Here is a 21,521-nt window from a genome sequence, read left to right on the forward strand (position 1 = left end):
TCGCATCGGCCCTTCCAGCCCAGGGAGCAACATGATGAAAGCCCTCACATGGCACGGCAAAGGCGATATACGCTGCGAACAGGTAGCCGACCCGGCAATCGAGGACGACCGCGACGTTATCATCAAGGTGACGTGTTGCGCCATATGCGGATCGGACCTGCATCTCATGAACGGCTATATGCCGACCATGAAGTCGGGCGACGTGCTCGGCCATGAAACCATGGGTGAAGTGGTCGAAGTCGGCAAGGGCCATTCGAAGTTCAGGAAAGGCGACCGCATCGTGGTGCCTTTCAACATTTCCTGCGGCGAGTGCTGGTTTTGCAAAAGCGGGCTGTTCTCGCTGTGCGACAACTCCAATCCCAATGCCAAGGAGGCGGCCAAGGTGATGGGACAGTCGCCGGCCGGCCTGTTCGGATACTCGCATCTGGTCGGCGGCTACTGGGGTGGCCAAGCCGAGTATCTGCGCGTTCCGTTCGCCGATGTCGGCCCCATCAAAGTGCCCGACGGGTTGGATGACGAGCAAGTGCTGTTCTTGTCCGACATCTTTCCGACCGGCTATATGGCGGCTGAGAATGCCGGCATCGAGCCGGGCGACACGGTGGCGATCTGGGGCTGCGGTCCAGTCGGCCAATTCGCCATCCAAAGCGCATGGATGCTCGGCGCCGGTCGTGTCATCGCCATCGACAAGGTTCCCGAGCGGCTCGCCATGGCCCGCGACCACGGCAGGGCCGAGACGCTCGATTTCAGCAATTCCGACATCTATGACGCCCTGATGGCGATGACCGGCGGTCGTGGCCCGGACCGCTGCATCGATTGCGTCGGTACCGAATCCGATCCGGGCGCCAGCTTCGACGCCATGGTCGACAAAGTGAAGGCAGCCGTCTATCTCGGCACCGACAGACCGCATGTGCTGCGCGAGGCGATCTACTGCTGCCGCAAGGGCGGTACGGTCTCCGTTCCCGGCGTCTATGTCGGACTTCTCGACCATATCCCGTTTGGCGCCGCCATGAACAAGGGGCTCACCTTCCGGATGGGTCAGACACATACGCAGCGCTACCTGGAACCGCTCCTGGCCAAGGTTCAGGAGGGCGAGATCGATCCCTCCTTCGTCATCACCCACAGGGCGGATCTCGACGCCGGTCCCGACCTCTACAAGACCTTCCGCGACAAGCAGGATGGCTGCATCAAGGTGGTAATGCGGCCTCATGGCTGAGACTGAACCAGCCTTTCCACCCAAGAATGACCTGATGCCGCAAAACCCGCCATCCGGTCGCCAAGTGCCAGCGGCTTTCCATCGCGGAGGGGACGAAACCGATACCGACGCCGGAGCCCGCCGGTGGCCCCAAGACCGTCGGCCCCTACCCTATAGTCAACACCACACGACAATCCCGCTGCCAATCGCAACATCGGCCGAAAGCGTCAGGCCGGCGCCACGCCGCGACCGACGGATGACCCGATTGACTGACACTTCCGGCCCCGAGGATACCGATACCTTGGAAGCCATCCCGGGCAACGCCGCCTAACGGCGACGACCTGAAACCCTCTGCCTCGGCCGCGGCGCCGGGCGACGGAACAAGCTGGGACCAAATCCGTTGTGCCGAGGACGGACGGTGTTCAGTGACCAAGCGTTTGACCGAAAGAAAGCCGGTTACGGCGACAGGTTTGGGCTCGGTGTCGACCAGGCGCCTGCAGGCCGCGCAGGATGAACGGTCTTGCCAAACAGGCAACGTCCGTTCTTGATCAAAGAAAGGATAGTGGGGTGCGCAATCTGCGAGGCGTGCGGCTTCTTATCGTCGAGGATGAATGGTTGCTGGCCGACGACCTTGCACGCTATTTCAGCAATATGGGCGCGGTGATTCTGGGCCCGGCGGCCACGCTCGAACAGGCCGCGATACATACGCAGACGGCCGAGGCGGCGATCCTGGATATCGACATCAACGGCCGCCGGGTATCCCCTATCGCAGACCAATTGCTCCGGCGGGGCGTGCCCTTCGTGTTCTTCAGCGGCGTAGGCGATATCACCATTCCTGAGCATCTGCGTTGTGCCAGCAATCTTTGGAAATCCTCCACCAGCAAGGAAGTCTCCAATGCCTTGTTCCCGCCGTTCTCGCGCGACGACGACAAGCCGACCTCTCCCGACGACGTGTTCGCGCTTCTGCCCAAGCTGAGGCTGGCGGCGCGTTTGCTACTCGCAGACGTCAACGCTTCCGATCGACTGGTCGAGAGGACGCTCGAATTGGCGCTCCGCGATATCGACCAAAGGCAGGCCGGGCTCTCCACCGAGGATTGGCTGAACCGCGTCATGCACAATGTAGTCAGTTCCGGCGGTGCCGGCCTTCTGAACTGAGGCTGCAATGCCGCGACGCGCTACCGATCTATCCGTGCGCCGCGGACCGAGGCTGTCGCTCTAATACGGTCACGCTTGACGAATTTTTTGAAGCGGCTGGTCTTACCGGCGCCGGTCTTGGCCCGATGAAGAAACGCCAGATCATGTCCTCGAAGATACGAAAGAACTCTTCCCATTCGATAGCTACGAATGATTCTTCCGGTTCGCCGAAATCGATGCTTAGAACGCCACCTTCTCGCCGGCCGCGCACCCGGCTGGCCTACCTTTCCGCTCCTCTGCCTATTTGCGGATGTCGTCATGTCGATTGTCGTCTGCGCTTCGGACATAGGAGGTCTCCTGTCGATTTCGGTGCCGCCACGTTCTGCCTTCCCCGTGGCGTCGAGGGTGCCTAACACCATCCCGACGGCGGTGTTCCAGGAACAATTGCGACCGGCATCCGTTGGTGGCCATCAGCGATTGAGAGGTCCCGCATGGTTGCGCCACGAGCCGCTTGGAAAGGTTTTTTGAAGGTCGGATCCGTCACCTGTGGCGTGAAGATAATTGGCGCCACCAGCGAGGCCTCCAGGATCCATTTCAAGATACTCAATCGCAAGGACGGGCTGCCGGTCAAAAGTGCCTATGTCGATGAAGCAACCGGGGAGGCCGTTGATGCCGAGGATCAAGTGAAGGGTTTCGAAATCGACACTGACGACTACGTCCGCATCGAGCCTGACGAGATCAAGAAGCTGAAGCTTACCTCAGCCCATACATTGGAGGTCGGCGAATTTGTCGAGTTGGGCGATATCGACACACGCTACCTTGAAAAGCCCTATTACCTGATCCCTGCGGACGGCGCGGCGGCCGAGGCCTTTGAAGTGATCCGCAAGGCCATGGAAAAGAAAAGGGTCGCTGCCCGCTCTTGTGTGGTCCTCTATCAGCGCGGTCGTGAAGTCCTGATCCAGCCCTTCGGCAAAGGCATGCTTCTGACCGAGTTGCGCAGCGACAGCGAAGTAATCTCCGAGCAAAGCGTTTTCAAGGAGATCAAGAAAGTCGAATACGATTCCGACCTTACCGAAATCGCCAGCCTGCTTATCGAAAAGAAAGTGACCAGGTTCGATCCCTCGAAATTTGAAGACACTTACGAAGATGCGCTGATCGCGATGATCGAAGCCAAGCGCAAAGGCGAAGCGCCGCCAAAATCCGCTCCCCGGCCAAAGGAGAACGTCGTCAACCTTGCCGAGATATTGCGCAAGAGCCTAGCGCAGGAGGGCAGCGGGTCGCGGAAGGGCAAAGCTACCGCCTCCAAGAAGAGATCGGCCTAGTTGCCACCATCAATCGTAGCCGCGGATGTAGGTCGTTCGCGCATGCCGGACCTCCTTGCAAAGCGGGACGCGTGCCGTCACACTGGACGCGAAGAGATCGACATTCCTCAGAGGCGACGATGCCCCGCTCGAGCCAGACCACCCCTCCCACTGGTATCTTGGTGGATTTGAAAATCGCTTCACTCCTGACCGCGATCGAACAGGAGAAGGTACCCGATCGGTTGATCCGACTTGCCGTCGAATTGCAGAACGCGCTTGTCGAAAAGCGGCGGCGGGAATTGACAAACTGATCCACGAGGAACTTGGACAATGGACAATCGCTGGATAATCCCATCAGGGATGATGGTCGGTGCCGAGATCAAGCTGTCCGTCCGACAAATGTGCTCGCCGTTCCACCAGTGTCTTGAGTGACCTTTCGCCGAGTGATTCCAGCACGCCGGCGCGCGCCCGATTGAGCCGGCTTTTGACCGTCCCGATCGCGCAGCCGCATATATCGGCGGCTTCCTCATAACTAAACCCCAGCACTCCGATCAGCATCAGGATCTCACGCTGATGTTCGGGCAGCTGCTGAATGGCACGGTGAACCTCCCTGCTCTGGACGGACCATTCCTGCGTGGCTTCCGAAATCGGGCGTAAGGACGCGCAATCGAGGAGACCGGGCGCCTCCCGGACGGCGGCTTTTATTCGGGTGTAATACGTGTTGCGCATGATGGTGAAGAGCCACGACTTCATGCGTGTTCCGGGTTCGAATTTGTCGGTATTGGCAAGCCCCTTAGTCAGTGTCTCCTGCAAAAGGTCGTCGGCGTCATCGGGGACACGGCAGAAGGTTCGCGCGAAAGCCCGGAGGGCGGGTATAAGATCGACGATGGAATTCTCTTCGTTCGGCTTGTTGACCAACGCATAGCGTCCGGATGACAACGATCCAACTCCCAAACAGTACGAGTGTGAATGCAGCCTAAGCTTAATGCGCGGCTGTTTGGTTCGTTCCGCCACGCCTTAAGCTCCGGCGAATAATGTCCGGGCCGAAGCGTCGGACGACATGGCGTCGCCAGCAGCGCTTTTGGAACAAGGCTGGGTACGGGGAGTTAGGTGCCGTGACCGGCCAGCCGGGGCACAACATCGAACCGGCGAAATGGGCCGAGGCTCCGGGTCGGCGGAGTGCAAATTGCGGTTCTACTCTCGCAGGCATGTGAATGGAGCGCGCCTAGGCGGATTCCATCCGATCCTGACCTACAGACCGGACCTGACTCCATTGATTTCCGGTATCAAGGAACCAACTCGCCGTTCGCCGGTTCGGTCGCCATCCACCGGAGAGACAATTCGGCATGTCCAACGCAGCAGAGATACTCATCGAGACACTGATCGCATGGAATGTGGAGGTGGTGTTCGGCCTTCCGGGAGATGGCATAAACGGCATCATGGAAGCGCTTCGCACAAGGCGCGGAAAAATAAAGTTCATCCAGGTCAGGCATGAGGAATCGGCTGCGTTCATGGCATGCGCCTATGCAAAATGGACCGGAAAGCTGGGCGTCTGCCTGGCCACATCGGGCCCCGGCGGCACACATCTCTTGACCGGGCTCTACGACGCGAAGCTTGACCAGGCGCCAGTCCTGGCAATCACGGGAATGCAGTTTCACGATCTGATCGAGACGTTCACCCAACAGGATGTCGACCTCACACGCGTGTTCAACGACGTTGCGGTCTACAATGTTCAGGTCTCCGACGCCGCCCATATGGAAAACGTCGCCAGTCTCGCGTGCCGCACCGCTTTGGCACGCAAGGGCGTTGCTCATCTTTCGATTGCCAGCGACACCCAGGAACAGGAGAGCGAGCCGACGAAACGCTCCAAGCGCAATCGTCCCGAGCACACGCCGCAAAATATGTTCACAGGCCATATGGTGGCGCAAGACGTCGAGTTGGACAAGGCAGCAGCCGTTCTCAACGAGGCCCCGCGCGTGGCGATCCTGGCCGGCCGTGGTGCGCTGGGGGCGGCAAGCGAACTGGAGCGAACTGCCCAGCTGCTGCAGGCGCCGGTGGCCAAGGCCCTGCTCGGCAAGGCGGTGCTGCCGGACGATCATCCCTACACGACCGGTGGCATCGGCATTCTGGGAACACTGGCATCGCAGGATATGATGGAGAACTGTGACGCCGTGCTGATCGTCGGTTCGACTTTTCCATATATCGAGTACTACCCCAAACCCGGACAGGCCCGGGGCGTCCAGATTGATTGCGACGCGCAACGGATCGGCCTGCGCTTCCCGGTAGAGGCGGGGCTCGTCGGCGATGCGGCCGAGACATTGCGCGCGCTCAACCGGCGGCTGACGCAGAAGCCTTCCAATGAATTTCTGCTGCGGGCGCAGGACAACATGGGCAAGTGGCGCGAAATGATGCGGCAGTCCGAGGACGCGCAGGCCCATCCCGTAAAACCACAATTGGTCGTCCGCGCATTCGGAGAAAGATTGGCCAGCAATACGGTGCTGGCAACCGATTCAGGCCAGAATACCGAACTGGCGGCACGCCATGTCGACTTGCGCGAGGGCCAGGCATTTGGCCTCTCGGGCGCTTTGGCGTCGATGTCCTGCGGGCTAGCCTACGCAATCGCCGCCGGGATCGCATTCCCTGGCCGACCGGTCGCCGCCATCGTCGGTGACGGTGGCCTCGCCATGCAGCTCGGCGAATTCTCCACCGCGGTGCGTTACGGCGTTCCGCTGAAGCTTCTGGTCCTCAAGAACAATATGCTCAACCAGATCGCGTGGGAGCAGATGATGTTTCTCGGCAACCCGCAATTCGGCTGCGAACTGGCGCCGATCGACTTTGCCAAGGCGGCCGAGGCAATGGGCGCAAAGGGGTTGCGCATCGATCGGGCCGACCAGATCGAGGCTGTTCTGGACGAAGCGTTCGCCGTCGACGGCCCGGTGATAGTCGAGGCGCTTGTCGATGCCTATGAACCGATGATGCCGCCCAAGATGCCGTCCCACTATGCCAGGAATTTCCGGAAGGCCCTGCCGCAGACGCCGGGCCACGAACAGATCGAAGAGAATATCGCCCGGGAGCCCGCCAGATCTATGATGGATGTCTGACGGGTGCGGGTCCAACAAGGAGAATCCGCCATTGCGCTTTTTCGCGGCACTTGTGATTTCAGTTCTGTTTCAGCTGTCGCCCAGCCATGCTCAGACTGCGGGGCCGCGGGCAGCGGGCGACTTGTCCCTGCCCTTGGATCCGTTGGATCAGGATGCGCCAGATCAGGGTCAATTCGATTTCAGCAACGGGTTTACGCGGGTCGCCATCATCTCCATTGACGACCTTCCCCCGGACGTCAAGATGCAGGCCGAGCGTATCGTTGCCCAGACCACCGCGGATGACCTGCGAGCCTTGCAGAACTCGATCGACGGGTCCCAGCAGGCAACGGCGGCGCTAACGCAGAATGGGCTGAACTCCTCCCAGGTCATCGCGGCCAACGTCGATGGAGACGGTACGCTTACGCTGGTCATTCAGACCACGACATAGAGATCATCCGGAGTTCGAGCCATGGTCACTTCCCGATGCTCAACCGGCAGATTGGATGGGCCCATCACGGGCTACATGCCGCGATCTGGAACATATAGGCAGTACGAGCGCTGGGGCTTGGCGTCCCCGCCGGGCTTGCATTCGTGAAAATATTCATCGTGCGAGCGTTTGATGCGGTGATCGCTGTAGGGGATCAATTCTCCGGTCGACAGCTGATATCCGTTCCGGGTTTCCTTCACGTCCGAAGCAGGCGCCTGGTAGCAGTCGACACCCGAACAGCAGGAGCTGTCATATTGCCATCCGGCCGGGGCCTGGTGGGCGGCGGCCGGAACGACGTGGAACGCCAGGGCAAGAACCGTAGCCAGCGTGCGCCGGGAACCCTGGCTCGATGTTCCTTGCAGGGGCACCGGCGTTCCTTGATCCTTGGACCTTCTGCTCATTGCCGTTGACCCCTATTGCGTGAGGCCTGATGCACGTCGATCGACCCAAGCTATCCCGGTGGCTTCCGGAGCCCGCTGCCCGGGGGGAGAGGCAGCGAGCCACTGGGGACTGACCGGAGGGGGGAAGGCATCCGGCCGCGTCCCTAACAGCGATCATGGCACAATGTTCCAGCGGTTTCCGGTTTCGGCGGAACGCATCTCAATGTGCCCACAACTGCCGCCGCAGCCACGCAGCGATCCTGTTGCCGGTCAAGATCCTGCGGACCCGCGCAGAAACCCACCCTGCCTGCATGGTGGAGCCGACATGACAGCTGCACACGATATCGTGCAATTGCCAGTCGGAGAGTTCGAAGAAGCGCTTGGCTTCGCCGTAGCTGTCATTGCTCAGGCCGCATGCACGCAACAGCGAATCTTCGAACGCGACCGTGATCGGCGAGCCTGCGGCGCGCGCTTCCTGCCGCACCGAGGCGCGCATGTGTTCGGTGCCGGTAAGCGCGGCGAGGCATCGCGACGGGTTCTCCCCGAGAAGGTCGGCCCAACGTTGCAACCTCTGCGTCCTGGTCATGCGCGGGGCAGGCACCGAGGCGTTTACCTCAGCGATCGCCTGCAATTGATCGAGTGTCTGGTGTTTCATGGCTGGCTCCTGTTGCTCGCTCCAGCATCCTTCGCCGGAATCTCGCGGTAAGGTGCGGTCGTGGAAGCCCGCGCCGTCCTGAGGGAAAGAGGCGCGGGCCGATCTGGTGTTTCCACCGATCTTCCGCAGACACCACGCGGCGGCATCTGAAGCGATCCAGAACTGCCAGCGTCGACCAATGTTCCACGCCCGCGTGTATTATTTGGATGATCTTGCCAAGGACGGCCGGGCCTCCGAACCAATCACCCGCCGGCTGACCCGTCATTGGAATTCTGCGGCTCGGACGGCGCATGTCAGGGACGACGCAAGCCGAGGACGAGGCTGGTCAACGTAGCGGTCGCGCAAGCCACTGCAACCAGCGTCACGATCCCGGCGGAGTTGCCTGTACCAAATGGGTCGACGTCTTTCGATGGCAACTCACCTGTCGCAGGCACGTCCCCGTGCGCCAGCGCGCCCAGATCCGATCTGCTTGCCGTGCCGAACCGAGTAGGCGCGCGTGAATTCCGCACCGAGAAGAAAAATTTCCGCTGAATAGTAGACCCACAACAATATGACGAGGAGACCGCCGGCGGCTCCGTAGGACGACGCGATGGCGCTGGAGCCGATATACCAGCCAATAAACGATTTTCCGACAGTGAACAGAAAAGCAGTGACGACAGCACCGATGCCGACATCGCGCCATGTCAAGTTTCGATCGGGCAGGATTTTGTAAATCGCGGCGAACATCATCGAGATCAGCACGAACGACGAGACCAGATTGATGGCGGCGAGGATCAGGGCGCCAAACGGCATGTGAGCGTTGATGATATCGCCTAACACCGCGATCGCCGCGCTGGCCGCGAGCGATACGAGCAGCATGAAACCCAGTGCAGCGACCAGGCCCAGACTTGCCGCCCTTGCACGCATAAGGCGCGACAACGAAACACCCTGCGGTTCAACCTTCCATATCGTGTTCAGCGACTGCTGCATCTCGCCAAAGACACCTGAAGCGGTTACGAGCAAGGTGGCGATGCCGATCAGCGCCGCCAAGGTCCCGGACGATTTTCGGGACGCGCTTGCCAGTACGCTCCGCAGGAGGTCTGCGCTTTCCGGCCCCATCAGACCCGACAGCTGGGCAGACAAGGCCACTTGGGCGGCCTCGTGACCGAAAGCAAGGCCGGCGATCGCGACGACGATGAGCAGTATCGGCGCCAGTGACGTCGTGGCGTAGAACGCAATCGCAGCGCCGTGGCTTAGCGCATTGTCGTTGACAAAGCCCACGGCACTTTCGCGCACCAGGTTCCAGGTGTCCGTGATCAGGGGTCGCATGGTCGAGACCGTAAGCCGTGCCTGCAATGGCGTTCACTAGCAATGCGCGCGGACTGCCTATGTTCCCGTTGCCGGCGATGTGGTCACTTCAAATGCGCCTCGCGGCCGATGCCAACATTGCGCTGCTTTCGCATACGGCCAGGCGACAACCGCGTCATCCTCGTCGCTTTCCCTGAATCCGATGCGGTTCGGCTTCGCCTGTCATCTGGGAGAGTTCGGTCATCGGACACAGCAAACGCGGCCGCTTCGGATCGGAGATATCGAGCATATCCCAAGGGATGCGATAGAAGCCATCGCGCCGCCGCAGCCTGAAAAGATCGAGCAATGCCGAGCCGATAGAGAAAGCAGAAAGCCGCTCCAGCGCGGCATAGATGCCAACGTGAAATTCGGTCACCACGAGATCGCCGCCCACCTGTTCGGCGTGTATCTCCTCTATATGGCCTACGCTTTTGCCGCGTAGCGACAGCACGCGCCTGCCGGCAAGATGTTCGAGGTTGACGGTGGTGGTCATGCCTACGCCCCCGGTATGCGACCGATGAAATGATCGCGCAGCCAATCCTGCCAGTCGAAGATCGACGTCTCGCGCCCGTCGATGTCGAACTCGATATCGAGCCCGATATCGCGCACCTTCTTCCAGGAAATCCGGTGCGGCTCGCTATGGCGGTCTCCCCCAAGCCACGCGGCAAGCCGGGCTGCCCAGCGACCGGGCCGTGCGCCGAGGCGACGCGCAAGGGTGATCGAGCCGAGCTCGGCCGCGACAATCCGGGGCGGCTTTCCGGGCCGCAGCTCGGCAACCAGCCCGTCGACCTTGCCGATCTTCACTCCCTTCCGGTCGAGTACTTGTTTGTCGAGGACATCGCGCAGCAAGTTCATCATACGTCTCCGAATATCTGCAGCGGAATCGTCACCACCGCGAGCACGAAGGCGAGCGTGATGATGAAGATGACGGCGGCGTTTGAGACGATGCCGTTGCGGTGCGCGCCGACATAGCGCTCGTCGTTGAGCAGAAAGAGGAATGGAACCACGGTCAGCGGCAGGCTGGCGGCCGTTAGCGCCATCGAGAATATGGTGAGCTTGAGCGGGTCGAGTCCCAGCATGATGGGAATGGCGGCCAGAAACAATGAAACAGTATAGACGGTGCTGAACCCGGGATCGTCACGCGGTTTGAGATCCTCACCCCAATCCCAGCCGAAACCTTGCGCCACCAGATAGGCCTGTTGCAGCCCGACTTCGACCGCCGCGCCGAAGCAGGCAATGCCGAGCGAAGCGACGAACAGCACAAAGCCCCAAAAGCCGAATATCGGTATCAGCATCAATGGCAACTGATGATAATCATCCACCTGCACGATGCCATGCGTTGCAAGCACGAGCGCGGATACGATCAGCACGCTGACCGAGATCGTGCCGCCGAAGGTCATGCCGAGCCAGGCAATCGCCCGGTTGACCCCAAGATAGCTCTTGTCCCATTTGTCCTCGATCGCTCCCGAGGAATAGAACATGAACAGGTATGGCGATATCGAAGCACCCAGAATGCTCACAGCCATGAACCAGTAATTTGCCGCGTCGTGCGCTGGCAAAGAAGGCACTGCGCCAGCCGCGACCGCCTTCCAATCCGGCTTCAGCATGACCGCGCCGACGACGAAACACAGCGTCACCAGACCGAGGATCGAGACGCCTTTCTCGATGAGGCCGAACGTGCCTTTCCAGAGCATCAGCCATGCCAGCAAGGCAGCCGGCAGTGCCCACCACTGAAAACCGATGCCGGTGGCCAGTTCCAGCGCGATCGAAACGCCGCCGATCTCTGCCGACATCACCAGGAAGTTGACCAGCAAAGTCGCGAGCAAAGGCCACAGGAAAACTTGGAAGCCAAACCTCTCCCGAATTCCGTCGGCAATCGTGTGCTGGCTCACAGCGGCAAACCGCCCGGCCATCTCGACGAGAAAAATGATGCAGAACGTGCCGAGAACCACTGCCCATATCAGGTGGAAACCAAAGGTCGCGCCGGCCTGGGCGGCAGTCGCCATCGACCCCACTTCGAGAAAGCCGCCAACGCTGGTAACGACGCCGAGCGATATTTCCAGAAGCTTCTTCATGGTTTCGGCGCAAAATATCTGGCGTAAGCGGCAGCCAGGGCGCGGGCAGCCGCCTGAGCGTCGTCCTGTGCGTTTCGCACCTCGGAGCGACTGCCGGTTTGCAGCCCCGCTTCGCCCCGCGCGACCGCTTCAGACATCCGGCCCACGGCGGCGGCCAACGCGGCCTGTTCGGCAGGTTCGGCTGATCCGGCGGACCTGAGTTGCGACTGGACGTCGGCAAGCGTCTTGCCGACGGATTGCAGGGTGCGGAGCGTATATCGGGACGGCGCCTCGCCTGCTGCCCAGACATCAAGCGTCATCGCCACCGTCTGGGCCGCCGATGCGGCAGTTCGCGATTGCTGGTCGATCTGATCGGAAGGCGAACATGCGGTGCAAATCGCAAGCGTCAGCAACCACATGGGGCCAAGAGGGCCAGCTTGGCCTTTGCCGTCGATTGCAAGGCATTGGATGCGCCACACGGTAAGCTCCCCGCGCCAGAGACAAGCATCCGGCGTTTTGCCTTGACCTAGCGCGCCGCGACAGTGCGTCAACGGGACCGAAGTCCTGCAGGCCCTCGTATCGGGCCTGGCAAGTCGGCCTGTAGCCTGAACACCCGTAGCCAAGTCACATGACGGAGGAACAATCGTCGCTGCGGCAAGTTGGATCGTTGCAATACATCGTCAGTCGCTTGGGCAGGGAAAGAGACGAAAATGACTTCGGAATCGCGTCGCTCGCCACGCAAACCGTATGGCGGACCGGCCGGCGGCTGGGGCTCCGCAAAATCTGTCACAGCAATCACGGTCCAGGAACACGTGCCTCTCAAAGGGCCGAAGCTGCTGGCGGTGCAGAACAAGCCGGAAGGCTATATGTGCGTCAGCTGTGCCTGGGCGAAGCCGGCCAAGACGCACCCGCTCGAGTTCTGTGAGAACGGCGCGAAGGCGACGGCTTGGGAAGTCACGTCGCGGCGCGCCGGCCCAGATTTTTTCGAGAAGCACACTCTGGGCGAACTGGAACGCTGGGCGGACCATGATCTGGAGGAACAGGGGCGGTTGACCCATCCCATGCGCTGGGATGCAGCCACGGACAGGTACCTACCGGTGGCGTGGAGCGAAGCATTCGCCGAGATCGGACGGGAACTGCGTGCGCTCGATCCGCGGCAGGTCGACCTCTACACCTCAGGGCGCGCCTCGCTCGAGACCAGCTACATGTATCAGCTGTTCGCTCGCATGTATGGCAGCAACAATCTGCCCGACAGTTCGAACATGTGCCACGAAAGCTCGTCGGTGGCTCTTCCCGAAAGCATCGGCGCCTCTGTCGGCACGGCTATCCTGTCGGACTTCGAAAACACCGACTGCATCTTCTACATCGCCCAGAATGTCGGAACGTCGTCGCCTCGCCTGCTCCACGATCTCCAGGACGCGGTCCGGCGCGGCGTCAAGATCGTCACCTTCAACCTGCTTCACGAGCGCGGACTGGAGCGCTTCGTCAATCCGCAGTCGCCCGTCCAGATGCTGACCGGAAAAGAGACGAAGATTTCATCGGAATATTACCAGGTCAACAATGGCGGCGACATCGCGGCACTGTTCGGAGTCTGCAAGGCGCTGATCGAAGCCGACGACATTCTGAAGGCCTCCGGCACAAGCATCGTTGCGGGAGAGGATGGCACGCCGAAAGATCCCGGCAATGCGGCAATGGTCGCGTTCGCGGCCTCAATGCGCGCAGCCGACAAGAAACACGTGCTCGACCACGATTTCATCAACCAGCACACGACCGGGTTTGAAGAATTCGCTGAGGCGTGCCGTGGTCATCGCTGGGAGGAGCTGGAGCGCGTTTCCGGCCTCAGCCGCGACCAGATGATGCAGGCCGCTGCGACCTATGCCAACGCCGATGCAGTGCTGTCCGTCTATGGCATGGGGCTGACGCAACATCTGATGGGCGTCCAGAACGTCCATATGGTGTGCAATCTCGCCTTGCTGCGCGGCAATATCGGCAAGCCCGGGGCTAATATCTGCGCCGTGCGTGGACATTCCAACGTGCAGGGCCAGCGCACCGTCGGGATTACGGAAAAGCCGGGTCTCGTCCCATTGGACAAGCTCGCCGAGCTGTATGGCTTCCAACCGCCGCGCTGGACCGGCCACTCGACGGTGGAGACATGCGAAGCCATCATGAATGGCCAATCCCGTGCTTTCATCAGCCTCGGCGGCAATTTCCTGAAAGCGGTCCCAGATACCGACGCAATGGAAGAGGGATGGCGCAAACTGCGCCTGAGCGTTCAGATCGCGACGAAGCTCAACCGTAGCCATGTCGTGCATGGCGAGATCGCCTACCTGCTCCCCTGTCTGGGGCGTATCGAAGTGGACGAACAGGCGACAGGCCCTCAAGCGGTCTCCATGGAAAGCTCCATCGCCCATTTCCATGGGTCGCGCGGCCAGGCTCAACCCGCGAGCACGGAACTCCTTTCGGAACCGGCCATCGTCGCCGGCATCGCCAAGGCCACGCTCGGTGACACCAAGGTTCCATGGGACGCCTGGGTCGGCAACTATGCCGAAATACGGGACGCCATCGAGCGCACCTACCCCGAAACCTTCAAGGACTTCAACAAGCGGCTTTTCAAACCTGGCGGCTTCGCCAGGCCGTTGCCGGCGCGCGAGCGCAAATGGGTGACACAAAGCGGCAAGGCGAATTTCATCACGCCGGAAAGACTTTTTCCGGAGCTGGGGACTGAGCGGAGCGCCGATGTCCTCCATCTCGCGACGCTTCGCTCCAACGACCAGTTCAACACCACGATCTACGGTTACAGCGACCGTTTCCGCGGCATCAGCGGCACGCGCCGGGTCGTGTTCCTGAACCGAAAGGACATTGCGCGTCTGGGGCTCGCCGAGGGCGAGAACGTCGACCTGACGACAGCAATCGACGCGGCGACAGCTCGCACGGTGACCGAACTGAAGGTCGTCGCCTATGACATCCCGAAAGGTTGCTGCGCGGCCTATTATCCAGAGACGAACCCGCTGTTCCCGCTGGCTCATCACGACCCCAAGTCGAAGACGCCTTCCTACAAACTCTTGCCGGTCCGTCTCAGCCGATCGCCCACCGCTCCGGATGGTTGAATTTCAGAGCGGTATCCTTCCACCAGGACCGCTCTATCTCTTTGTTTAACGCAATTCCTGGCCGAACCGCTTAGTCGTTCCTGGAATTGCTCTCGGGCGGAGGGCCGCTTGGCAGAGAAGGTTTCCAGCTTTTCGAAGGCAGCGTTCGCGCTGGCGGGCCTTCTGTTCTTTGCCGCCTCTGGCGCCATTCTGGGGTGGTTCGGGGAGCCGAGAGAGCTTCGCCTCGACCCGCCCGTCGCGGCCGATCTCGACCGCTTCAAACTGATGCCCAACGGCATCAGCGGATCGCCACCTGAGAGTTACTTCGCAATCGGCAAACCTTATGAATCTGACGCCTGGAACCTCAGCCAGGGCAAGCGGCTTTATGCGTGGTTCGGTTGCGGCTCGTGCCATGGCGACGGCCGTGGCGGCGTCGGTCCCTCCTTCCTCGATGGCTGGTGGCTTTACGGCCCCGAAATGGTCTCGATCGTCGCCTCCATTCGGGACGGCCGCCCGCATGGCATGCCAGCCTTTCGCGACCGGATGACCTCGGAACAGATATGGCAGCTTGCCGGGTATGTGCAGACGATCGGGTCCTACAAGCCGAAGGTGGCCGCGCCGAGCCGCAACGACGACAAGCAGACCCGCCCGGCCGAGAATCGCGGTCCGGCGAAAATACTCTTCGACGAAGGGCCGGCGGGCGTTCACCCGGACCAGGGGCCGACACCTTGAAGACGCACCGCGCCCTCCCGCTATCCGTCCTTGTCCTCGCGTTGGGCTGCGGCGGCTATCAGTCGGCGCTCGGCGCCAAGGGCGGCCCGGCGATCCATGTCGAGCACCTCATCGTCGGCATCGTCGCGGTATGCACGGTCATCTGGATCCTTGTCATGATCATGCTTGGCTTGGCGCTCGTGCGTGCACGCCGCAGCGTTGTGAGCCAAGAGACCGGATCCGAAAAGCCGCTGACCGTGGCGGTATCGGCGGCGATCGCCGCGACCGTCGTCATCATCGCCGGGATGACCATCGCCAGCTTCTACACCACGCGCAACATCGGTCTTCCCGACAGCACCGCCCTGACCATCACCGTACGGGGACAGCAATGGTGGTGGCAGGTCTTTTATGCCGATTCCCCGGCAGGCCCTGGCTTTCAGACCGCCAATGAAATCCACATACCCGTCGGCAGGGATGTGCGGCTCCGGCTCGAAAGCCCCGACGTGATTCACTCCTTCTGGGTGCCGAGCCTCGCGGGCAAGCAGGACCTTGTCCCCGGGCGGTCCAACAGCTTGCTGCTCAGGGCTGAAAAGCCGGGCGTCTATCGCGGGCAATGTGCGGAGTTCTGCGGCCTCCAGCACAGCCACATGGCCATCCTGGTGATCGCCGAAACGCAGGCCGCCTTTGAAGGCTGGGCCGCAACCCAACGCCTGGACGCTGCCGGGTCGGCCGATCCCGACATAGCCGCCGGGCAGGCGTCGTTCATGGCAAAACCCTGTGCTGCCTGCCACACGGTCCGCGGCACGCCTGCCGGCGGCACGACCGGACCTGACCTCACGCATGTTGGCGGCCGGCGGACGATCGCCGCCGGGCTGCTGGAAACCACCCGCGGCTCGCTGGCGGCCTGGATAGCCGATCCGCAGACGCTCAAACCCGGAAACAACATGCCGATGGTTCCGCTGACCAGCATCGAGCTGCGAAATATCTCCGCCTATATGGAGAGCCTTAAATGACGCAGGATGGCGACGGGCTCCGTGACAGTTCAATGGAAGCGTCCGAACTCCACCGTCGCCTCACGGCGATCTGGTCGACGCCGTCCGGGCTGTGGGGCGCGCTGTCCACGGTCGATCACAAGATCATCGGCCGGCGCTACGTCACCACGGCCTTCGTCTTCCTGGCCCTGGGTGGGGTGCTGTCGCTGTTGATACGGCTGCAACTCGCGCAACCCGAAGCCCGCTTCATCGGCCCGGATCGCTACAATCAGATCTTCACGATGCACGGCACGAACATGATGTTCCTCTTTGCCGTGCCCGTCATGCAGGCAATGGCGATCTATCTCGTGCCGTTGATGGTGGGAACGCGCAACATCGCCTTCCCCAGGCTCAACGCGTTCTCCTACTGGGTGTATCTCGCTGGCGGGCTACTGCTCTGGATCGCTTTCGCTGTCGACACCGGTCCCGATGTCGGGTGGTTCGCCTATGTACCCCTCGCCGGCCCGGAGTACGGCGCCGGAAAGCGGGCCGATATCTGGGCGCAGATGATCACCTTCACCGAGGTATCGGCCCTCGCCGTGGCCGTCGAAATCGTCGTCACCGTCTTCAAGCAACGCGCCCCGGGCATGTCACTCGACAGGATTCCGCTGTTTGTCTGGTCGATGCTGGTCACGTCGTTTCTCGTCATCATGGCGATGCCAGCGATCATGGTCGCCAGCTCCTCCCTTATCCTGGATCGCCTGGTAGGTACGCATTTCTTCAACCCCGCCGAAGGTGGCGACGTGCTGTTGTGGCAGCACCTATTCTGGTTCTTCGGCCACCCGGAAGTCTACATCATCTTCCTGCCGGCGGTGGGGATGGTTTCGACCATCGTGGCGACATTCACGCGGCGGCCCGTGTTCGGTTACCTGGGCATGGTCATGGCCCTGATCGCCACCGGCGTCCTGGCGTTCGGGCTATGGGTTCATCACATGTTCGTCGCTGGGCTGCCGCGCCTCGGGGAGAGTTTCTTCACCGCTTCAAGCATGGCCATCGCCGTTCCGGCGGGGCTGCAGATCTTCTGCTGGCTGGCAACGATGTGGGCCGGCCGGCCCGTGTTCAAGACGCCGTTCCTGTTCGTCATCGGCTTCATGGTCATATTCGTCATCGGCGGCCTGACCGGGGTGATGGTGGCCTCCGTTCCCTTCGACACGCAGGTTCACGACACCTATTTCGTCGTCGCCCATTTCCACTATGTGCTGGTCGGCGGCGCGGTGTTTCCGTTGCTGGGCGCGGTCTATTACTGGTTTCCGAAGTTCACCGGGCGAATGATGAGCGAGACGCTTGGCCGCTGGATATTCGGCCTGATCTTCACGGGGTTCAACCTGACTTTTTTCCCCATGCACATTCTTGGCCTGCAAGGCATGCCGCGCCGCATCTACACCTACCAGCCGGAGATGCCCTGGTCCGGTTTGAACCTGTTCATCAGCCTCAGCGCCGCCATCCTCTCATTGGGTTTCCTGCTGTTTTTCGTCGACGCCATACGCAGCGCCAGATCAGGATCCTTGGCGCCAGCCAATCCTTGGGGCGCCAGGACGCTGGAATGGGCCACCTCGTCGCCACCGCCCTCCTACAATTTCGCGCGGCTGCCGGTAGTGGATCGCCACGATCCCTTGTCCGATGACATCGAAGCTGTGCCGGTCGCCAGCGGACTGCGGGTCGACCGCCGGGAACTGCTGACCAGCAGCGTCGTTCACGCATCGCCGGAAGCGCGTGAGGCGTCGCCCGGAGACTCCATCTGGCCCCTATGGGCGGCACTTGCCACCACGCTGATGCTGATCTGGTCGATATTCAGCCCGTGGGCCGTCGTCTGGGGCTCGATACCGCTGGGGATCACGCTCATCGGCTGGTTCTGGCCGAAAGGCGTGCCGGAGGACGAAGCATGAAGGAAAAAATCGTCATCGATCTCGCCGATCTCCCGCCGCATGGCCTCGGCTCCGCCAGCCAGAGTTGGTGGGGAACCCTAGCCTTCATGCTGATCGAAGGCACCGGCTTTGCCCTGGCCATTGCTGTCTATCTCTATCTGATGAGCCTGGCGCCGCTGTGGCCTCTGGATACCGCACCGCCTGACCTTTTGGCGGGGACGATTCTTACGGTGTTCCTGGTGCTGAGCGTCCTGCCCAACATCCTCGTCAATCGCTGGGCGCGCCAACAGGATTTGCGCAAGGTCCGCATCGGGCTGATCGTCATGTCGCTGGTCGGCATTGTGCCGCTGATCCTACGCGCCTTCGAATTCCCCGCGATGCACATCAAGTGGGACCAGAACGCCTATGGCTCGATCGTGTGGGTCATGCTCGGCCTCCACACCACGCATATACTGACCGATGTGGTCGAGACCCTGGTGCTGACCTGCCTGATGTTTTCACGACACGCCGACAATCCGCGCCGCTTCGGTGACGTCAACGACAATGCGATGTACTGGAACTTCGTGGTCGCGACGTGGTTGCCGATGTATGCCTGCCTTTATTGGGTCCCACGGCTTTGACCAAAACCTGGCTAAGACACATCGGACTTCTGCTTCCCCTCGCGGCCTGGGGGCTCAGCACCCAGTTTGGGCAGGTCACGCCCTATTTGGATTGCCGGCAGAATGTCTCTTGGACCGCGATCTTCTGCGGCCTTCTGATCGTCTTCGCGATCGCAGGCATCGTCGTGTCGCGAGTTGGATTGCAGGGACTGGGAAAAACCGGGCGATTCGTCGTCGATACCGGCTTCCTTATCGCGCTCGCCTTTTTGTTCGCGCTGGCCCTGCAGGGGACGGCCGCAATGGTGCTGGACCCATGCCAACGCTGATCCGCACGTCAATCCTGTTCATGGTCGCCACTCCGGCCATGGCGCATAGCGACGAGACGCATGGTGCTGGAGGGTCCTGGACGTTCGATCCATGGATCGTCACGCCGCTCGCGGTCCTCGCTATACTGTTTGGACTGGGCGTGACAAGGCTGGCGTGGCGAACCAGACGGCCCGGCGCCACGCTGATCAGTGCGCTGCTTTATGCCGGCGGCTTGCTGACGCTCGCCGGCTCGCTGATGTCCCCACTGCACTGGCTGGGGGAACATCTTTTCACCTTCCACATGATCGAGCATGAGGTCGTCATGGCCGTCTCGGCTCCGCTGATCGTCTTCGCGCGGCCGGCCGGAATCCTGCTATGGGGATTGCCCAGGCGCGCGCGCCACATGGCTGCTGCGGCAATGCGCTCGCCCCTGCTGCGACGGCCATGGGATTGGTGCACGAGCGCGGCGAATGCGACGATCCTTCACGGCGTGGCTATCTGGGCGTGGCATGTGCCGATCCTGTTCGACACGGCCGTGACAGATGCGACCCTGCACCGGCTCCAGCATCTCAGCTTCCTCGCCACGGCGATACTGTTCTGGTGGGCGATGGTCTGGAGAAGCGACCATGGGGTCGCCGCATGGCATCTGTTCGTGACCATGATCCACACCAGCGTGCTCGGGGCGTTGATGGCGTTGGCGCCGCGCGTGCTCTACGTCGCGCAGACGCAGACGGCCATGGCGTGGGGACTGACACCCCTGGAAGACCAGCAACTGGCGGGCATGATCATGTGGGTGCCGGCCGGCACCATCTATGCGGGTGTGGCAATGGTCATGCTGGCGCTCTGGATCCGTGGCTCAGGCGACAGGGGGATGCAAAATGCCTGACCATCCTGCCTTTATCTCCGGCCCGGTCGGCTTCATCGCCGTGACCGTTCTTGCTGCGTCGGCCGCGCTTGTCGCGACGAATGTCGTGCGCGACAACAACACCAAGGCGGCCACCGCCAGGATGATGACCGGCGGCAATGCCGACCATGCTCCAGAGATTTTCCGTCGCTACGGTTGCTCGGGTTGCCACACCATCCCCGGCATAGAAGGTGCCGACGGCCAGACCGGCGCGCCGCTGACAGAACTATCGAAGCGCGTATACATTGCCGGCGTGCTGGAAAACCGTCCCGACAATCTCGTCGCCTGGATCGTCTCGCCGAAAACCTTCTCTCCCCGAACGGCAATGCCCGTAACAGGAATCTCGGAGCGAGAAGCCCGCGACCTGGCCGCGTATCTTTACGCTCAATGACACCTACCCGGCGCGCCGGCCTGGCGGATCCTGGTAGTCGTAGACCGGAAAGCAGATCGACCCGCGACGGTGGGGCCTTACGGATGCGGCGTGGCTACGGCCGACAGGGCTTTGATGTAGCGTGCGATCGCCCGACGGTCGCTGTCGGGCAACATGGCGGTGTTCTTCACGACGTCGGCCATGGACGATCCAACCCGGCCGTGATTGGGCGTCTCGCCGGTTTCGAGCATGGTGGCGATGTCATCCTCGGTCCATTCGCGCAGTCTTGCCTGGGTGATGTTGGGAACGAAGCCGGTGCCTTGCGGGTCGACACCGCCCGCAAACCGCGTATCCGGTTTGATCGCACCGAAAACGTTGCGCGCGGAATGACATTCGGCGCAATGAGAGACCGTTTCAACCAGGTAGGCACCCCGGTCATGCACGGGATCTCCAGTGAGGTGGCTGGCGTTCTGTCCTTGGCGAAAAAACATCAGCTTCCATAGCCCGACGGACCGGCGGATGCGGAAAAGAAGCTTCGGGCGGTGCGGCGGCGCGCGCCCGGCCACTTTGGGGAGGGTCCGTAAATAGGCGTACAGATCTTTTACATCCCCCACCTTCATCCCGGTAAAACTCGTATAGGGAAATACCGGATAATAATGCTCCCGCGAAGGCGAGACGCCGCCGATCAACGCGTTCGCAAGATCCGCGACCGTCCACGCCCCAATGCCGTCCACTGGATCGGGGGAGATATTGGGCGGCCGAAATGTGCCAAAGGGCGAGGCGAGCGCCAAGCCGCCTCCGAGTTTCAAATCATCGGGTTGCCCGGGAGTTGTATGACAGGAAGCGCAGCCACCCGCAGCGAAGACAAGCTGGCCGCGCGCTTCATCGCCGGCCTCAGAAAACAACGGATCATCAGGCGAATACGGCGCCTGAACTTCGGTCAGATACCACAAAGTGGCCGAAGCGAGCCCCGTGGCCGCCAGAACCGCCACAGCAAGTGTAGGCCAAGAGGGCAGTCGCATTGGGACTTTTCCGCCGTA

General features: G+C 61.5%; 22 protein-coding genes and 1 pseudogene. 13 read left to right on the top strand and 10 right to left on the bottom strand.

What is annotated here, in order from left to right:
- Positions 1-34: 34 nt before the first annotated feature.
- Both EN845_RS00960 and EN845_RS00965 read left to right on the top strand, forming a co-directional pair.
- The gene (locus EN845_RS00960) at positions 35-1,213 is read left to right on the top strand and encodes a zinc-dependent alcohol dehydrogenase (protein ID WP_127280007.1); all 1,179 of its coding nucleotides are present in this window, start codon (positions 35-37) and stop codon (positions 1,211-1,213) included.
- 489 nt (positions 1,214-1,702) lie between these two features.
- Positions 1,703-2,347 carry a response regulator gene (locus tag EN845_RS00965; RefSeq protein ID WP_127869435.1) on the top strand — a complete coding sequence of 215 codons (645 nt, stop codon included), beginning with the start codon at positions 1,703-1,705 and terminating at the stop codon, positions 2,345-2,347.
- A gap of 20 nt (positions 2,348-2,367) precedes the next feature.
- On the opposite strand, the pseudogene EN845_RS35940 reads toward EN845_RS00965, so the two are convergent.
- Positions 2,368-2,638 (bottom strand): annotated as a pseudogene (locus tag EN845_RS35940) (hypothetical protein).
- A gap of 179 nt (positions 2,639-2,817) precedes the next feature.
- On the opposite strand from EN845_RS35940, the gene EN845_RS00975 reads away from it, so the two are divergent.
- Positions 2,818-3,648, top strand: coding sequence for a Ku protein (locus EN845_RS00975; RefSeq protein ID WP_127280005.1), 831 nt, complete (start codon positions 2,818-2,820; stop codon positions 3,646-3,648).
- Between the two features lie 333 nt (positions 3,649-3,981).
- Here the strand turns inward: EN845_RS00975 and EN845_RS00980 are convergent, their stop codons facing one another.
- On the bottom strand, positions 3,982-4,566 hold the full coding sequence (locus tag EN845_RS00980) for a sigma-70 family RNA polymerase sigma factor (RefSeq protein ID WP_335930831.1): 585 nt from the start codon (positions 4,564-4,566) through the stop codon (positions 3,982-3,984).
- Positions 4,567-4,973: 407 nt separating this feature from the next.
- On the opposite strand from EN845_RS00980, the gene EN845_RS00985 reads away from it, so the two are divergent.
- Positions 4,974-6,728, top strand: a complete 1,755-nt coding sequence (locus tag EN845_RS00985; protein ID WP_127869436.1) for a thiamine pyrophosphate-dependent enzyme — start codon at positions 4,974-4,976, stop codon at positions 6,726-6,728.
- A 31-nt stretch (positions 6,729-6,759) separates the two neighbouring features.
- Positions 6,760-7,155, top strand: coding sequence for a hypothetical protein (locus tag EN845_RS00990; protein ID WP_127280194.1), 396 nt, complete (start codon positions 6,760-6,762; stop codon positions 7,153-7,155).
- A gap of 71 nt (positions 7,156-7,226) precedes the next feature.
- Here EN845_RS00990 and EN845_RS00995 read toward each other — a convergent pair whose 3' ends face one another.
- From EN845_RS00995 to EN845_RS01025, 7 genes are all read right to left on the bottom strand, one after another.
- Positions 7,227-7,595 (bottom strand): hypothetical protein, encoded by a 369-nt coding sequence (locus EN845_RS00995; RefSeq protein WP_127869437.1) that lies wholly within the window; start codon positions 7,593-7,595, stop codon positions 7,227-7,229.
- Between the two features lie 199 nt (positions 7,596-7,794).
- The gene (locus tag EN845_RS01000) at positions 7,795-8,229 is read right to left on the bottom strand and encodes a hypothetical protein (protein ID WP_127280192.1); all 435 of its coding nucleotides are present in this window, start codon (positions 8,227-8,229) and stop codon (positions 7,795-7,797) included.
- Positions 8,230-8,646: 417 nt separating this feature from the next.
- Positions 8,647-9,537, bottom strand: coding sequence for a YihY/virulence factor BrkB family protein (locus tag EN845_RS01005; RefSeq protein ID WP_245511606.1), 891 nt, complete (start codon positions 9,535-9,537; stop codon positions 8,647-8,649).
- A 154-nt stretch (positions 9,538-9,691) separates the two neighbouring features.
- Positions 9,692-10,048, bottom strand: a complete 357-nt coding sequence (locus tag EN845_RS01010; RefSeq protein ID WP_127869438.1) for a hypothetical protein — start codon at positions 10,046-10,048, stop codon at positions 9,692-9,694.
- 2 nt (positions 10,049-10,050) lie between these two features.
- Positions 10,051-10,410, bottom strand: a complete 360-nt coding sequence (locus EN845_RS01015; RefSeq protein ID WP_127869439.1) for a hypothetical protein — start codon at positions 10,408-10,410, stop codon at positions 10,051-10,053.
- Positions 10,410-11,630 (bottom strand): divalent metal cation transporter, encoded by a 1,221-nt coding sequence (locus EN845_RS01020; RefSeq protein ID WP_127869440.1) that lies wholly within the window; start codon positions 11,628-11,630, stop codon positions 10,410-10,412. Before EN845_RS01020 ends, EN845_RS01015 begins: the two co-directional genes overlap by 1 nt.
- Positions 11,627-12,088 carry a hypothetical protein gene (locus EN845_RS01025; protein WP_245511607.1) on the bottom strand — a complete coding sequence of 154 codons (462 nt, stop codon included), beginning with the start codon at positions 12,086-12,088 and terminating at the stop codon, positions 11,627-11,629. Before EN845_RS01025 ends, EN845_RS01020 begins: the two co-directional genes overlap by 4 nt.
- Before the next feature lie 231 nt (positions 12,089-12,319).
- Between EN845_RS01025 and EN845_RS01030 the strand changes: the two genes are divergently transcribed.
- The 8 genes from EN845_RS01030 to EN845_RS01065 all read left to right on the top strand — a co-directional run bounded on the left by EN845_RS01030 (position 12,320) and on the right by EN845_RS01065 (position 20,502).
- Positions 12,320-14,716 carry an FdhF/YdeP family oxidoreductase gene (locus tag EN845_RS01030; RefSeq protein WP_127869442.1) on the top strand — a complete coding sequence of 799 codons (2,397 nt, stop codon included), beginning with the start codon at positions 12,320-12,322 and terminating at the stop codon, positions 14,714-14,716.
- A gap of 150 nt (positions 14,717-14,866) precedes the next feature.
- The gene (locus EN845_RS01035) at positions 14,867-15,427 is read left to right on the top strand and encodes a cytochrome c (protein ID WP_127869720.1); all 561 of its coding nucleotides are present in this window, start codon (positions 14,867-14,869) and stop codon (positions 15,425-15,427) included.
- The gene (coxB, locus tag EN845_RS01040; RefSeq protein WP_127869443.1) at positions 15,424-16,419 is read left to right on the top strand and encodes a cytochrome c oxidase subunit II; all 996 of its coding nucleotides are present in this window, start codon (positions 15,424-15,426) and stop codon (positions 16,417-16,419) included. The genes EN845_RS01035 and coxB overlap by 4 nt, the downstream gene beginning before the upstream one ends.
- A gap of 32 nt (positions 16,420-16,451) precedes the next feature.
- Positions 16,452-18,323, top strand: a complete 1,872-nt coding sequence (gene ctaD, locus EN845_RS01045) for a cytochrome c oxidase subunit I (RefSeq protein ID WP_189521814.1) — start codon at positions 16,452-16,454, stop codon at positions 18,321-18,323.
- The gene (locus EN845_RS01050) at positions 18,320-18,922 is read left to right on the top strand and encodes a cytochrome c oxidase subunit 3 (RefSeq protein WP_127869445.1); all 603 of its coding nucleotides are present in this window, start codon (positions 18,320-18,322) and stop codon (positions 18,920-18,922) included. The genes ctaD and EN845_RS01050 overlap by 4 nt, the downstream gene beginning before the upstream one ends.
- Positions 18,919-19,227 (top strand): hypothetical protein, encoded by a 309-nt coding sequence (locus EN845_RS01055; RefSeq protein ID WP_127869446.1) that lies wholly within the window; start codon positions 18,919-18,921, stop codon positions 19,225-19,227. The genes EN845_RS01050 and EN845_RS01055 overlap by 4 nt, the downstream gene beginning before the upstream one ends.
- The gene (locus EN845_RS01060; protein ID WP_127869447.1) at positions 19,215-20,093 is read left to right on the top strand and encodes a cytochrome c oxidase assembly protein; all 879 of its coding nucleotides are present in this window, start codon (positions 19,215-19,217) and stop codon (positions 20,091-20,093) included. The genes EN845_RS01055 and EN845_RS01060 overlap by 13 nt, the downstream gene beginning before the upstream one ends.
- Positions 20,086-20,502 (top strand): c-type cytochrome, encoded by a 417-nt coding sequence (locus tag EN845_RS01065; protein WP_127279974.1) that lies wholly within the window; start codon positions 20,086-20,088, stop codon positions 20,500-20,502. Before EN845_RS01060 ends, EN845_RS01065 begins: the two co-directional genes overlap by 8 nt.
- Before the next feature lie 77 nt (positions 20,503-20,579).
- On the opposite strand, the gene EN845_RS01070 is transcribed toward EN845_RS01065, so the two are convergent.
- A complete protein-coding gene (locus EN845_RS01070) occupies positions 20,580-21,503 on the bottom strand; it encodes a cytochrome c (protein ID WP_127869448.1) in 924 nt (307 codons plus the stop codon).
- Between the last annotated feature and the right edge of the window lie 18 nt (positions 21,504-21,521).

It is taken from the genome of Mesorhizobium sp. M8A.F.Ca.ET.202.01.1.1, from assembly GCF_004791595.1.
GTDB lineage: Bacteria > Pseudomonadota > Alphaproteobacteria > Rhizobiales > Rhizobiaceae > Mesorhizobium.

Excerpts from the sequence above, each read along its gene's own strand:
- EN845_RS01020 (WP_127869440.1), bottom strand. The coding sequence starts at position 11,630 with ATGAAGAAGCTTCTGGAAATATCGCTCGGCGTCGTTACCAGCGTTGGC.
- EN845_RS00985 (WP_127869436.1), top strand. The coding sequence starts at position 4,974 with ATGTCCAACGCAGCAGAGATACTCATCGAGACACTGATCGCATGGAAT.
- EN845_RS01050 (WP_127869445.1), top strand. The coding sequence starts at position 18,320 with ATGAAGGAAAAAATCGTCATCGATCTCGCCGATCTCCCGCCGCATGGC.
- ctaD (WP_189521814.1), top strand. The coding sequence starts at position 16,452 with ATGGAAGCGTCCGAACTCCACCGTCGCCTCACGGCGATCTGGTCGACG.
- EN845_RS01060 (WP_127869447.1), top strand. The coding sequence starts at position 19,215 with ATGCCAACGCTGATCCGCACGTCAATCCTGTTCATGGTCGCCACTCCG.
- EN845_RS01005 (WP_245511606.1), bottom strand. The coding sequence starts at position 9,537 with ATGCGACCCCTGATCACGGACACCTGGAACCTGGTGCGCGAAAGTGCC.
- EN845_RS01015 (WP_127869439.1), bottom strand. The coding sequence starts at position 10,410 with ATGAACTTGCTGCGCGATGTCCTCGACAAACAAGTACTCGACCGGAAG.
- EN845_RS00960 (WP_127280007.1), top strand. The coding sequence starts at position 35 with ATGAAAGCCCTCACATGGCACGGCAAAGGCGATATACGCTGCGAACAG.
- EN845_RS00995 (WP_127869437.1), bottom strand. The coding sequence starts at position 7,595 with ATGAGCAGAAGGTCCAAGGATCAAGGAACGCCGGTGCCCCTGCAAGGA.
- EN845_RS01065 (WP_127279974.1), top strand. The coding sequence starts at position 20,086 with ATGCCTGACCATCCTGCCTTTATCTCCGGCCCGGTCGGCTTCATCGCC.
- EN845_RS00965 (WP_127869435.1), top strand. The coding sequence starts at position 1,703 with ATGAACGGTCTTGCCAAACAGGCAACGTCCGTTCTTGATCAAAGAAAG.
- EN845_RS01030 (WP_127869442.1), top strand. The coding sequence starts at position 12,320 with ATGACTTCGGAATCGCGTCGCTCGCCACGCAAACCGTATGGCGGACCG.
- EN845_RS01000 (WP_127280192.1), bottom strand. The coding sequence starts at position 8,229 with ATGAAACACCAGACACTCGATCAATTGCAGGCGATCGCTGAGGTAAAC.
- EN845_RS00975 (WP_127280005.1), top strand. The coding sequence starts at position 2,818 with ATGGTTGCGCCACGAGCCGCTTGGAAAGGTTTTTTGAAGGTCGGATCC.
- EN845_RS01070 (WP_127869448.1), bottom strand. The coding sequence starts at position 21,503 with ATGCGACTGCCCTCTTGGCCTACACTTGCTGTGGCGGTTCTGGCGGCC.
- EN845_RS01010 (WP_127869438.1), bottom strand. The coding sequence starts at position 10,048 with ATGACCACCACCGTCAACCTCGAACATCTTGCCGGCAGGCGCGTGCTG.